General features: G+C 38.7%; 14 protein-coding genes. 8 read left to right on the top strand and 6 right to left on the bottom strand.

Translation table 11 applies throughout. The annotated features are described in order from the left end of the window. Window positions 1–266: 266 nt before the first annotated feature. Window positions 267–416, bottom strand: coding sequence for a hypothetical protein (locus tag R2S57_RS06180; protein WP_316844194.1), 150 nt, complete (start codon window positions 414–416; stop codon window positions 267–269). Between the two features lie 195 nt (window positions 417–611). On the opposite strand from R2S57_RS06180, the gene R2S57_RS06175 reads away from it, so the two are divergent. The 3 genes from R2S57_RS06175 to R2S57_RS06165 all read left to right on the top strand — a co-directional run bounded on the left by R2S57_RS06175 (window position 612) and on the right by R2S57_RS06165 (window position 3,731). Beyond that, complete coding sequence (locus tag R2S57_RS06175) at window positions 612–2,522, top strand: beta-N-acetylhexosaminidase (protein WP_316844193.1); 1,911 nt, start codon at window positions 612–614, stop codon at window positions 2,520–2,522. A 60-nt stretch (window positions 2,523–2,582) separates the two neighbouring features. After that, complete coding sequence (locus R2S57_RS06170; RefSeq protein WP_316844192.1) at window positions 2,583–3,218, top strand: hypothetical protein; 636 nt, start codon at window positions 2,583–2,585, stop codon at window positions 3,216–3,218. Window positions 3,219–3,359: 141 nt separating this feature from the next. Next, window positions 3,360–3,731 (top strand): diacylglycerol kinase family protein, encoded by a 372-nt coding sequence (locus R2S57_RS06165; protein WP_316844191.1) that lies wholly within the window; start codon window positions 3,360–3,362, stop codon window positions 3,729–3,731. Here the strand turns inward: R2S57_RS06165 and R2S57_RS06160 are convergent. The 3 genes from R2S57_RS06160 to R2S57_RS06150 are packed head-to-tail and all read right to left on the bottom strand — an operon-like array spanning window position 3,720 to window position 5,406. Further along, window positions 3,720–4,286, bottom strand: a complete 567-nt coding sequence (locus R2S57_RS06160; protein ID WP_316844190.1) for a DUF922 domain-containing protein — start codon at window positions 4,284–4,286, stop codon at window positions 3,720–3,722. The genes R2S57_RS06165 and R2S57_RS06160 overlap by 12 nt on opposite strands. A gap of 39 nt (window positions 4,287–4,325) precedes the next feature. Continuing rightward, entirely contained in the window at window positions 4,326–4,922 is a 597-nt protein-coding gene (locus R2S57_RS06155; protein WP_316844189.1) for a hypothetical protein, read from the bottom strand. Then, complete coding sequence (locus tag R2S57_RS06150) at window positions 4,909–5,406, bottom strand: RNA polymerase sigma factor (RefSeq protein ID WP_316844188.1); 498 nt, start codon at window positions 5,404–5,406, stop codon at window positions 4,909–4,911. The genes R2S57_RS06155 and R2S57_RS06150 overlap by 14 nt, the downstream gene beginning before the upstream one ends. A 161-nt stretch (window positions 5,407–5,567) precedes the next feature. On the opposite strand from R2S57_RS06150, the gene R2S57_RS06145 reads away from it, so the two are divergent. The 5 genes from R2S57_RS06145 to R2S57_RS06125 all read left to right on the top strand — a co-directional run bounded on the left by R2S57_RS06145 (window position 5,568) and on the right by R2S57_RS06125 (window position 10,223). Then, a complete protein-coding gene (locus R2S57_RS06145) occupies window positions 5,568–6,950 on the top strand; it encodes a dicarboxylate/amino acid:cation symporter (protein WP_316844187.1) in 1,383 nt (460 codons plus the stop codon). A 162-nt stretch (window positions 6,951–7,112) separates the two neighbouring features. Beyond that, window positions 7,113–7,562, top strand: coding sequence for a hypothetical protein (locus R2S57_RS06140; RefSeq protein WP_316844186.1), 450 nt, complete (start codon window positions 7,113–7,115; stop codon window positions 7,560–7,562). Between the two features lie 536 nt (window positions 7,563–8,098). After that, window positions 8,099–8,410: a 50S ribosomal protein L21 gene (gene rplU / locus R2S57_RS06135; RefSeq protein ID WP_025146774.1), complete on the top strand. Its 312-nt coding sequence runs from the start codon at window positions 8,099–8,101 to the stop codon at window positions 8,408–8,410. Window positions 8,411–8,462: 52 nt separating this feature from the next. After that, window positions 8,463–8,891, top strand: coding sequence for a 50S ribosomal protein L27 (gene rpmA / locus R2S57_RS06130; RefSeq protein ID WP_131032291.1), 429 nt, complete (start codon window positions 8,463–8,465; stop codon window positions 8,889–8,891). Between the two features lie 474 nt (window positions 8,892–9,365). Beyond that, entirely contained in the window at window positions 9,366–10,223 is an 858-nt protein-coding gene (locus R2S57_RS06125; RefSeq protein ID WP_316844185.1) for a hypothetical protein, read from the top strand. A 187-nt stretch (window positions 10,224–10,410) separates the two neighbouring features. Here R2S57_RS06125 and R2S57_RS06120 read toward each other — a convergent pair whose 3' ends face one another. After that, complete coding sequence (locus R2S57_RS06120; RefSeq protein ID WP_316844184.1) at window positions 10,411–11,385, bottom strand: polyprenyl synthetase family protein; 975 nt, start codon at window positions 11,383–11,385, stop codon at window positions 10,411–10,413. A 46-nt stretch (window positions 11,386–11,431) separates the two neighbouring features. Further along, the gene (gene rnr, locus R2S57_RS06115) at window positions 11,432–13,564 is read right to left on the bottom strand and encodes a ribonuclease R (RefSeq protein WP_316844183.1); all 2,133 of its coding nucleotides are present in this window, start codon (window positions 13,562–13,564) and stop codon (window positions 11,432–11,434) included. Between the last annotated feature and the right edge of the window lie 118 nt (window positions 13,565–13,682).

Genomic DNA, 13,682 nt, shown 5'->3' with positions numbered 1-13,682 from the left:
CATTTTGTCATCCCGATCACACCGATCGTCTCGACCAAAGTGCAACGTAGTCGAGAGATCTATTAATGTAGATCGTATTTTAAAACTTCTGTTTTTTTTAGAAAGCAGTTACAGTGGTTCTTTTTATTGATCGTCCTGCTTTTCATTATACTTTTTGCCCTTCGACTACGCTCAGGGTGACAAAAAATGCCATTTCAATCAGGTTTAAATATTTAGGTTTCTACTACTATTAAGGGTTGAATAGCGTGGTGCCTAAACTATGGTACCTATGCACTTTGCAGCCCCGAATTGTTCCACTGGCCGTACCACCTAAACCCGACAATAGTGGCAGCTCCCGATTTTTCATCGGGACTATAACAGATGGCGGGGATACAGTAACCGAAATACTGCTGTACCTGATTTTCGAATATCCTCATCTGTGATTATCCCTTTTATCTGTGATTAAATAACCTTAAAAAATTATGTGAAAAGAATCAGCTAATTTATCTGCATTATATAGTCCAGTCAAACGGTTGATTTAGATTGTAACAAGAATGTGAGGTTAGGAATCTGCCCATAATCTCTATCTTGGTTCAAATAATCAAATAAATCTATAAAAACCTAAACACAACATGAACAAAGCATTATCGATTTTTATTGGAGTATTAATCAGTACGAGTGCATTTGCGCAGAGCGACCCCAACATGAGCATTATACCTGCACCTGTTGCCATTACCAGGGCAAACGGAAACTTTATTTTAGATAAAACAGCAGTTTTAGTAAACCAGAGCATCGACGGCGCAAAGATGACTGATTTATTAAACGCTTTTATCGTTACCAAGGCGGGTTTTGCCTTAAGGGAAACCAAAATTACACAACCTAATCAAAAAGCAGTTATTTTAACATCTGTTGGAGCAGATCAGTTGCCTGCCGAAGGTTACACGATTAAAGTTAGCCCAAATCAGATTGTTTTGACAGGAAAAGGAGCAGGGCTTTTTTATGCAGTACAATCGCTTATGCAGATGCTGCCAGATAAAGTTGCCGATAAAATTACCGTTCCTGCAGTTAATATTAACGATTATCCACGTTTTGCTTATCGTGGAACGATGTTGGACGTATGTCGTCACTTCTTCCCGATTTCTTTTATCAAAAAATATATCGATCAATTGGCTTATTATAAGATCAATACTTTCCACTGGCACTTAACAGATGATCAGGGCTGGAGAATAGAGATTAAAAAATATCCAAAACTGGTAGAAATTGGTTCGTCGCGCAACGGCAGTATTATTGGCAATTACCCGGGAAATGGCAATTATCTTACACCAGTTAAAGGATATTACACCCAGGAAGAAGCTAAAGAAATTGTACGATATGCCGCTTCAAAATACATTACTGTAATTCCGGAAATTGAATTGCCAGGTCATGCTTCTGCTGCTATCGCTGCTTATCCTGAATTAAGCTGTTTCCCTGATCGTGATACTTTTGTAAGCGATAAAACGCCATGGGCCGGTAGCAGAAAAGGAAAACAGGTACAACAAACCTGGGGTGTTTTTGATGATATTTTTGTGCCTTCAGAAAATACTTTTACTTTTTTAGAAAATGTACTGGATGAGGTGATTGCTATTTTTCCTTCAAAATATATCCATATTGGTGGCGATGAAGCACCTAAAACCTATTGGAAAGAATCTACTTTCTGCCAGAACCTGATGAAAGAAAAAGGTTTGAAAGATGAGCACGAACTACAAAGCTATTTTATCCAAACGATTGAAAAACATGTGAATGGAAAAGGACGCTCGATTATTGGTTGGGACGAGATTTTGGAAGGCGGTTTAGCGCCAAATGCAACCGTAATGAGCTGGAGAGGCGAAGATGGTGGGATTGCGGCAGCACAGCAAAAACACGATGTAATTATGACCCCAGGATCCATGGGTTTATATATCGACCATAAACAATCTAATTCTCCTGACGAACCCGTAACTATTGGCGGCTTTGCACCTTATCAAAAGATTTATGCCTACGATCCGATTCCGAAGGTATTAACTGCAGATGAAAGAAAATATATCAAAGGCGTTCAGGCCAATATGTGGACGGAATATATTAAAACAACTGCTAAAGCAGAAAACCATGCTTTCCCGCGTTTACTGGCCTTAGCCGAAATTGCATGGTCGCCGGTTGAACGTAAAGATTTGAAAAACTTTTCTGAGCAGCGTTTACCAGTTCATTTGGCGCGTTTAGACAAAATGGATATCAATTATTGGGTGCCTACACCGATCGGACAAAGTGATAAACCTTTAACAGGAGGCGATTTTACCATCGACTTAAAAGTACCGGTTACTGGAGGGAAAATTTATTATACGATCGATTTGGCACGTCCATCAGAAAATGCGTTTTTATACACTGCGCCGATTAAAATAACAGTTCCACAGGGAGAAAAAAGGGTATTGAAAACCATAGTTATTACACCAAGCGGCAGAAGGAGTGTAACTACTGAAACTGTTTTAAACAACGGTGCACCCGAAGTTAAAGCAGAAGCAAAGAAATAAAATTGTTGCTTTGATAGGCTAAAATACTTAATTTGGGGCAACCAAAACGCCCTAAATAGAATGAAACTACAGAAATACACAAAACAGCATCTCTTGTTAATAACAGGGATGCTGTTTTGTTTTGCATGCACAGAAGAAAAAAAACAAGAAGTTAAGACAGAAACCACAAAAGTTCAAAAGAATCCCTTTCGTTTTTACAAGGATATTGAAATAAAACCAGGACTAAATTTTGAAATTGTAAGCTGGGGAAAAGGGGTAGACTCTATTGGCGGCTATCAGATTTTAATGTCTGATTCTGTCCGTAATAATTACAGATCTGCTGCGGTAGACCGTAAAGGCATTATAATCGATGCATGGAACATGGATTTAGATAATGATGGAAATCCTGAATTGTACATCCAATTGTTGAGCAAAAAGACATTTTCAGACCTAAACGTTTTCGAATATGCTGGTGGCGATTTTAACAAAATCAGTTTCCCTTCATTAAACTCAAACCAGAAAAAAGGTTATTCAGGTAACGACAATTTTTTTATTAAAAATGGTGATCTTTTTCGCTCTTTTCCTATAAAAGATCCAGCCGATAGCACTAAAACGATTAACAAAACCCTGCAATATAAATTAAGCGGAAACAGTTTTTCGAAAAGCGAAGTGAAGGCGGAGGGAGATAAAGCTGAGAGACCAAAGACTAAAGGCTAAAGTGAAAAGGCGTTGAGTGTGTGGCGTTAGGCGAGGAGTTATACCTTTGAGGATCGTCATGCTGAACTTGTTTCAGTATCTATTTATATCAGAGATCCTGATCCCGAATATTCGAGACAGGATGACGAATTTTAACAAACAATGAACAACGAAAAATTTTCAATTATCGATCGGATCAAGAGCTTTAAATACGCATTTAATGGTTTAAAGCTATTTTTTATTCACGATCATAATGGGAGGCTTCATCTGTTTGCGGCAATTGTTGCTATTGGTATGTCTTTTTATTTAAAAATATCCGGTTTAGAGTGGATTGCTATTTTATCGGTTATTTCGGCTGTTTTTGTTGCCGAAATCTTAAATTCCGCCATAGAAAAACTCGCTGATGTGGTTTCTCCGGATTTTCATCCTAAGATTAAGGTGGTAAAAGATCTGGCAGCCGCTGCGGTATTGGTGGCCGCATTTTTGGCGGTAGCAGTTGGGTTGATTATTTTTATTCCAAAGTTATTTTTGTAATTCGGCCGATGCAGCTCTCGACTCTTCAATCTTTTCCTGGATAATATCATCCCAACGAGCCTGCATTTTATGATTGCTACCATGTTCGGTTTCATCATCGTAGTTGCGCTGCATGGTGTCAAAATAAGTACTGATTTGATTGGCCAGTTCAGAAATTTGCGCTTTATAATTGCTTACCGAATAATTTCTGTTTTTTAATACTCTTTCGGCCTCCAAAAGCAAAACATACTGGATATCGGCATGGCCCTGTTCGTGGTGTAAAAGGCTAGCCCTGATTTCGGGGTCTTTAATTTTATCAAACTTTACCCACGAGCTGGTTTTATCAATAATGACTTCATTTTTAAGTTTGATGACCACCCGGTTACGGTAAACGGTACTTTCGTAACTATATTTCCAGGTCATTGCTGTTAAGGCAAAAAATGGCGAGCGCATATCCGGCTTGCCTTTAAAATGCGTTTCCCAATCCAGTTGTATCGGTTGATTAAGGTCTTGTTTAAAAGCAAAAGAGCAAGGCAGTGCAAGCAAAAATAATAAAGGTATAATCAGTCTCTTCATGTGTTGAATTTTACAATGAAAAAACCGTGCCTAAAATTATTAAGGGGTAGAAATCTGGCCGCTGATGCGCTCAAATTTCTCTATCAATAAAGCGATCCTTTCTTTTTCCCTACTCATTACGGCCTTTCTTAAAATGGTTGAACAGAATAACATCCATAATGCAGTTAAGCCGACGGCCAGTACTTTTTGAATGGTGCTAAAATGTGCCAAAATTTCTACAAAATAAAATATAAGACCCAATGAGAGGGCGATCATGTAAAACCAATAAAGAGAATTGTACAGTTTAAAGCGGTTTAACTGATAGGTTTTTAAGTTGTTTAAATATTCATGTGGGTGGGCCGTGAAATCAGTCTTCGAAATTAACCTGTAATCGCGGTAGAGAATTAAGGTATATACACCAATGGCAATAATGGTAATGCTGATTCCCACATGGGTTGTCCACGATTCGAAGTGAAAAAATATCCATAACGCGGCGATGGCAATAAAGGATACCAACATCCCTAAAATGTTTAAAGCAGATTTTAGCTTTAATCCATTTACTTCTTTCTTCGCTTGTTGCAGCATTTCATCGGCAGAAACCTTAACTTCTACCTCATGGTTTTGCCACAACTCCTGTATTTGATCAAACGCTTGCATACTGGCTATATAATTCTGTTAACTTTTGTTTAATTCGGTGAATTTTTACCCTTAAATTGCCTTCGCTTATCCCAGAGATATCGGCAATTTCTTGGTATGGTAATTCATCTAATACCATGGTAATAATCAAACGGTCATTTTCTTCAAGCTTGGATATACAGGTATAAAGTAGGGCAACCTGTTCATTTTTTTCTGAAAATTCCTCTATTTTATTTTCTATAATGTTATCTGTCAATTCGTCTTTGGCCTGTCGCTTTTCCGATCGGAGATAAGTTAAACAGGTGTTTACTGCGATCCTATAAATCCATGTAGAAATCAGCGATTTGTTCCTGAACTTATCCAGGTTTTGCCAAACCTTTAAAAAAGTTTCCTGTAAAAGATCGTTTGCAGCGTCGGTGTCGCCAGTATAACCATAACATAAATGGAATATCTTTTTGGAATTTGAATCGAAGATCTCTTTAAATAACTTGTCTTTTTGTTCCATTTAGGGGTTTATAGTTGCGTTTTAGATGTTGATGAACGTTTTTTGTTACAGCAGAAATCAAAAATAATATATTTTTTAATGCCACCTGTGGTCAAAATTTGTTACACGCCGTAAATATCGTAGTTTTACCAAATTAAGAGTAGCACAAACTTTTTTTATTCATGAAGAAAAACAAACTCACGCTTTTCATTTTCTTAGCGCTGATTGCAGGTATTGCATTAGGCTATATTTTAAATGTCAATTCAATCGATGTTTACAACCAGAATATACTCACCGCCGATGCGAAAGTTAAAAGTATAGAGGTAAGTATTGCCAAATCTACCGATACCACCAGTATAGGTTATACACAGCTTAAAGCAGACCGAAAAGCCAACGCCAAAATCAAAAAAGAAAACGAAGACATCAGAGAGAAAAAACTGGAATATTTTACGCTACTAAGCGATATTTTTCTTCGCCTGATTAAAATGATTGTTGCCCCTTTGGTGTTTACCACGCTGGTGGTTGGTGTAGCTAAAGTAGGCGATATTAAAGCGGTAGGTAGGATTGGCGGCAAAACACTGGGCTGGTTCCTGGCCATGTCGTTAATGTCGTTGGTACTGGGGATGATTCTGGTAAACTTATTCGAGCCTGGAAGACACATGAAATTATCATTGCCTGATCAACTGGTAAATACCGGGATCCAGAAAGCATCGATGAGCGTGAAAGATTTTATTGCACACGTATTTCCTAAAAGTATTGCCGAATCGATGGCTACCAACGAGATTTTACAGATTGTGGTATTCTCTTTATTCTTTGGCGTAGCAACAGCTGCTATTGGCGATTTAGGCCAGATTGTGATCAAAGCATTTGACGCCATTGCACATGTGATTTTAAAAATGACAGGTTATGTGATGAATTTTGCCCCATTAGCTGTTTTTGGAGCCATGACTGCTATTGTAGCTAAACAAGGTCTTAATGTACTGAATACCTATGCCATATTTATCGGTGAGTTCTATCTCGGATTGGGGATTTTATGGTGTGTATTGATCTTTTTAGGGTTTTTAGTGTTGAAAAAACGTATTTTTCGTTTGGTTAATGATATGAAAGAACCTGCTCTGCTGGCCTTCAGTACAGCAAGTAGCGAGGCCGCGTATCCAAAAACAATGATGCTGTTAGAGCGTTTTGGCTGTAAAGATAAAATCGTAAGTTTCGTATTGCCTCTGGGTTATTCATTTAACTTAGACGGTTCGATGATGTACATGACCTTTGCTTCCTTATTTATTGCACAGGCTTATGGTATTCATTTGGGTTTCGAACAACAGATTTCGATGCTTTTAATCCTGATGTTAACCAGTAAAGGAATTGCAGGTGTGCCAAGGGCATCGTTAGTGGTAATTGCCGGAACCATCGCAAGTTTTAATATCCCCGAAGCAGGATTGGCTTTATTGATCGGTATTGATCCATTGTTGGATATGGGCCGTTCTGCAACCAATGTGGTAGGAAACAGTATCGCAACTGCAGTAGTAAGTAAGTGGGAAGGAGAATTAAAAGAGTCAACAGTCTAGAGTCCTTAGTCTGGAGTCTTATTTAACATTCAATCATTCACTAATTCTATCATTCAACAATTCTCTCATTCAATAATTAAAACATTCAGTCATTCAATAATTCAACATCAAGTGTCAAGTAGAGGAAAAAAAATATTCTTAGCCCTTAGTATCATCGTTCCAATGATCATTTATTGTTACGTGTATTATAAACCGATTATCCAGAACGCACCATTCAGAAAGAAGGATTTTGTTTCAATGGAATACAAATGGGGGGTGAAAGATACCTTAGAAAATCATTATAATTCTGCCACCGGCGATTACCAATATATCAGTAATGTAGATTCTGTTGTTCACAAGAAAATATTCTTAAAGAGCGATGATATCTTATATATGCACACTAAAGCAAACGAAATCGGACTTTGGAATTTTCCGGATACCATCGGAAAAAAAAGCGCAAAATCCCTGGCCGTACCACGTTACGATATGCTGTTCAAATATAAGGAGAAAACCAAGCATGTGGTCGTGTACGGCGATTTCGACGGTAATCCTAAATTGTTAGATGCTGCTGTACAAATGAGAAAGATCATTGAAGAAACTTTAAATCTGGCTGAAAAGAGAAGCGGTAAGTAGAGTAGTCCGGAGTCGGGAGTCCGAGGTCAGAAGCGAAATTACCAGTAAAACGATCTTGACTTGAGTATTTAGCGTCGATTAATCATCCCTTCGCTATGTTACCCGGATCGGTGTCGAAGGATTTGCTGCTGAGTTGGAAGAGCAGAAAGGCAATATTTTTCTATCTGAAAATGAAGGGCTGGTGTTACTTGGAGGCCTTTGGTCCCGCTTTCCGTTATAAGCTCCGCAGAAAAAGCGGAGGCTTCCACTGCAATCGGGTTTAAAAACGATGGCTGTTGCACAAGGCATGTGGGACATGGTTGGAAAAGCTAAACTTTGTGAACAACATAGCGGTTTAGCCCCAATAATTACCAAACTCTTTTTCGGAAAAAGCAATTAAAATACTGCCCAAACCGATCTTAAAATACTAAAATCCTCCAAATCCAGATCAAGTAGGATTTATTGAAAAATATTTTCGATATGTGTTTGTGTGTTAATTGAAATTGTTCTATATTTGCACCTCGTTAAATAAAAATTATAAAACTAATATTTAAACAATGTACGCAATAGTAAATATAGCAGGGCAGCAATTTAAAGTTGCTAAAGACCAGCACCTTTTTGTACACAGATTGCAAGGAGATGAAGGCGCTAGTATTGAATTTGATAATGTATTGTTGGTTGACAACGGTGGTGCAATTACTGTAGGTGCTCCTGCAGTTAAAGGTGCTAAAGTTTCAGCTAAGATCGTATCTCATTTAAAAGGTGATAAAGTAATTATTTTCCACAAAAAACGTAGAAAAGGTTACAAAAAGAAAAATGGTCACCGCCAGTTTTTCACTAAGATTCAGATCTCTGACATCACTCTATAATTAATTGTTAACCCAATAATTCGCTTTTTAGCGAGTTACAAAATATAAAATCATGGCACACAAAAAAGGAGCCGGTAGTTCGAAAAACGGACGTGAATCGCATAGTAAGCGTTTAGGTATTAAAATTTTCGGTGGGCAATTGGCTATCGCTGGAAACATTTTAGTACGTCAACGTGGAACAAAACACCACCCTGATAAAGGTGTTGGAATTGGTAGAGACCACACTTTATTCGCTTTAGTTGATGGTACTGTAATTTTCAGAAAGAAACAAGATAACAAATCTTATGTGTCTATCCTTCCTATTACAGAAGCAGAAATCGAAGCAGCAGTAGCTAAAGCACCAGTTGCTAAAAAAGCGGTTGCAAAGAAAGAAGTTGTAGCTGAAGAAGTTGTTGAAGCAGCACCAGTTGCTAAAAAAGCACCTGCTAAAAAAGCAGCTAAAAAAGACGAAACTACTGAAGAAGCCGCACCTGCAGAATAATTAGTACCGAACTCATAATAAAAAAGTCCTGATGAAAGTCAGGACTTTTTTTGTTTTTATATGGTTCATTGGTTCATTTGTCATTAGTTCATCGGTCATTTGTAAGTGGGTTAACTGTTTAAATTGGTTAATCGGTTAATTGACGCCAAACGCCCAACTCCAAACTATGGTTGCCCTTCGACTCCGCTCAGGGTGACATACCGGGGAGGATTTTGATTAATTGACTCCAAACCTAAAACTCCCAACCAGTTAATCGGTTAATTGTTTAAATTTATTAAAGCCACCAAGCGCCTAGCTCCAAACGCAGAGGTGGTTAATTGTCCTTCGACTCGGTTCCAGGGTAACTTATCAAGGGGACCGACTCCAAACCCAAAACGCCCTACTCCAAACTCAACTAATGTTAAACCGTGTTAAATAACAAAAATTAACAATTCATCGCGATACATTCGCATATCATTATTTAATTATTTTACGATGAATTTTAAAACACTCAGTTTATCTGTTTTTTCTATCATTCTTTGCGGATTATCTGCTAAAGCACAGGATGTAGAAGAAAATATCCGCATGGTGAAATCATTCAAAGCCAATGGCATATCGAGCGAATGGAACGAACCGCTTAATCAGTACAACGATGCTACCAAACTGGCTTTTGCGCTGGCCAATGATGATAAAAACTTGTATATTATTATTGAGTCATTAGATCCTCAGACAACTTTTAGCGTGTTAAGAGGTGGTATTACATTAAATATTAATACTGAGGGTAAAAAGAAAGACGGTATGAAGTTAACTTTTCCATTAATGGAACGACCACCTATGCCCAAAGAAGGAGAAGAACATCATGAGCACGCTCCTTTGTCGCCAGACGGAAATGCTGAGTTACATGATCCTACCGCTATGAATAAAGGCATCCGCGTTTCGGGTTTTAAAAATATTTCCGATGGCGAATTGCCAGCTATCAATCAGGACGGGATTGAAACGGGAATGAGCATCCATCCCAACAGAGACCTGATTTACGAACTGAGCATTCCTTTAGCGCAGTTACAGGTAGGTTTAGACCTTAAAAAGCCGTTGGTGTACAATATAAAAATTAATGAACCAAATAAATCTGGTTTCAAAAGAGAAGGAAGACCTGAAGGTGCAAGCGGTGGTAAAGGCAGATCAGGCGGTAGAGGTGGAATGGGAGGCGGTGGAATGGGCGGTGGTGGCCGTGGCGGTATGGGTGGTGGAGGACGAATGGGTGGAGGCGGAGGTGGTCAACGCCCACAAGAAGGCGGTGAATCGGCATCTAAATCTTCTGATTTTTGGATAAAATATAAATTAGTAAGGGCCTAAACTTAAATATATAAATACGTCATTTCGAGCGAAGTCGAGAAATCTATTTTATAACAGAATGATAATTATAAAAGGGCCTTAAACAATGTATCCCGATTCTTCTGGAGGCTCAGACTGTCAACGAATAAGAATACAGGGTTGTCAACTTTCTGGCCCGTTGGCTATAAAAGTTGACAACTCTTTTTAATTAATATTCCCTGGCCATTAGCTGCTCAGTAAGTGTTAAAAGATTTGATTTTTTTTCATCGCTCACATTAATTTGGGCAAATAAGGCTAAAGCTTTGTTAAGATAGTTGTTCATGCTTTCTTTGGCAATGTCCTGAATATCTAAAGTATCGTAAACCTGGCGCACGGTATCGACCTTTTCCTGAGCATTAAATTCTTTGTATCCAGTCCACATATCTAATGATGCCCTGGTTTCGCCATCGGCAAGTTCAAAGGCTTTTAACAGCAGGAAGGTTTTTTTATTGGCAATAATATCACCACCAACCTGTTTTCCAAATTTTTCAGGGTCGGCATATACATCTAAAATATCGTCCTGTAACTGGAAAGCGATACCAATATTTTCGCCAAACTGATAAATTAGATCTGCATCTTTTTCAGAAGCGCCGGCTATAATGGCACCGAGTTTTAATGCACCACCTAAAAGCACAGCTGTTTTTAACCTGATCATGTTGATGTATTCTTCGATGCTCACATCATCACGGCCTTCAAATTCCATATCCAACTGCTGACCTTCGCAAACACCCTGTGCTGTAGCGTTAAACGTATTTAATACTGGGCCAAGAAAAGCTGGGTTCACCTTAGCGAGGTTTTTATTTGCCTCCACCATCATTACATCACCGCTTAAAATGGCAGTATTGGTGCTCCATTTTTCGTGAACGGTGGCTTTCCCTCTGCGGAGTGGGGCATTGTCCATAATGTCATCATGAACAAGCGTAAAGTTATGGAAAACCTCGATGGCCATCGCCGCGTGGATCGATTTATTTGCATCTTCTCCGAAGAGTTCGGTAGCCATTAAAACCAATAATGGTCTTACGCGTTTTCCACCAAGATTGATAATATAAGTAATCGGATCGTATAGCTGTTTAGGGTGATCCGGGAACTTTAAATTTTGTATTGCAGTATCTAAAATTTGTTGTAATTGCTCTGTAGTATGCATTTTAATTATAGCGTAAACCTGTGTTTAGGGCACAAAGTCTATATTTTTAATCTGGAATTAGAGTGAAATCGATTTGACGTTTAGAAAGGTCTACTTTTTTTACCCTGATCATCACTTCATCTCCCAATTGGTATTTTTTCTTCTTGCGTTGACCCACAATGCAGTAGTTTTTCTCGTCGAGCACATAAAAATCGTCTGATATGTCTCTTAAACGGATCATACCTTCGCATTTATTTTCTTCGATTTCTACATACATGCCCCACTCGGTAACGCCCGAAATAATGCCTTTATATTCGGTACCGATATTGTTTTCGAGGTATTCGGCCTGTTTGTATTTGATGGATGCACGTTCAGCATCGGCAGCTCTTTTCTCCATTGCCGAAGAATGAACGCAAGCTACTTCATAAAACTCCGCATCGGCCGATTTGCCGCCATCCAAATAAGTTTGTAAAAGCCTGTGGGCCATCACATCCGGATAACGGCGGATAGGCGAAGTGAAGTGTGTGTAATATTCGAAAGCCAGGCCATAGTGACTGGTTTTTTTTGTCGAATAAATCGCTTTTGCCATTGATCTGATGGCCAGAGAAGTTAAAATATTCTGTTCTTTTTTGCCTTCTACATCAGCCATTAAATGGTTTAGCGATTTGGCGATTTCCTTATCCGATTTCGTGTTGATTTTATAACCGAAACGGGAAGCAAAAGTTGCAAAGGTATTTAAGGTTTCCATGTTTGGCGAATCGTGCACGCGGTAAACGAAGGTCAGTTTATCTTTTCCCTTAGTCTTCTTGGCAACAAATTCAGCCACTTTACGGTTGGCCAAAAGCATGTAGTCTTCTATCAGTTTGTGGGCATCTTTACGCTCCTTCACATATACACCAATGGGTTTGCCTGATTCGTCGAGTTTGAATTTAACTTCTGTGCTTTCGAAACTAATGGCCCCGTTTTTAAATTTACGGTCGCGCAGGATGTAAGCCAGTTCATTCAGTTTTAATATTTCCTGAGCATAATCGCCTGCTTTGTTCTCGATTACTTCCTGTGCTTCTTCGTAGCTGAACCTTCTATCGGAGTGGATCACTGTTCTGCCATACCATTCTGATTGGATATTGGCCTGCTCATCCAGTTCGAAGACTGCTGCAAAACACAGTTTATCTTCATGTGGACGTAACGAACAAACACCATTACTTAAACGCTCAGGCAACATTGGTATCACACGGTCTACCAGATAAACTGAAGTAGCACGACTGTAAGCTTCTTTATCTAAGTCGGTTCCCTGGATTACATAATGCGAAACATCGGCAATATGTACCCCAATTTCGTGGTTTCCGTTAGGGAGTTTTTGATAGGAGATGGCATCATCAAAATCTTTCGCATCTGCCGGATCTATGGTAAAAGTTAAAACCTTTCTAAAATCTTTCCTGTTTGCAATTTCTGCTGCAGGGATCTCTTCAGGGATGGCATTGGCTTCGCGTTCTACCTGCGGAGGGAATTCTAAAGGAAAACCATATTGTGCCAAAATAGCATTCATTTCGGTATTGTTTTCACCCTGGTTACCCAGTACATGTTTAACAATGCCGATCGGGTTTTTAGCACTTTCTGGCCAATCAGATAGCGTTACCAGTACGCGCTGACCATTTTTAGCATCATGAGTATCAGCAAGAGGCACAAAAATATCGTGCATCATTTTTTTATCATCTGCAATTACAAATGCAAAACGATCAGAAATCTTGATTACACCTGTAAAATCTGATTTTGCCCTTTTAATAATTTCAACAACTTCTCCATCGTTTTTGCGACCGCTTTTCTTTGCGAAAACATAAGCTTTTACGGTATCGCCATGTAAAGCGTTTTTAAGTTTTCGAGGCGCTACAAAAATATCTTTCTCAAATTCATCTTCCGGAATAATATACGCTGAACCATCGGCGGTCATATCAACGGTGCCGATAATAAAGTTTTGGAGCTCCTTAAGTTTAAATTTACCTTTTTCAGGTTCTAAGAAAATTCCCGCATTTTTCCCTTCTTTTAAGATCTCCAGAATGGTTTCTCTAGATTCCTGATCGTTCAAATTTAATTTGGCCGAAACCTGCTTGTAATTAAGCAGCTGATTGCTGTTTTTTTCAAAAACATCACTAACCAATTGATTCAGAACCAATTTTATATTTGCCGATTTTTTCTTTGCCATATGCTAAACTGAATTTACCGAAGATACAGAAAAGATGCTCAGGATGGAAAATATAGGGGAAATATGTAAAATAGATGATGGTTTTTAGTTCAGTGGTTCATTAGTAATAAGGTAGTTC

This window comes from Pedobacter psychrodurus (assembly GCF_032678585.1).
Lineage (GTDB): Bacteria > Bacteroidota > Bacteroidia > Sphingobacteriales > Sphingobacteriaceae > Pedobacter > Pedobacter psychrodurus_A.
This window is presented reverse-complemented; position numbering and strand designations above follow the sequence as displayed.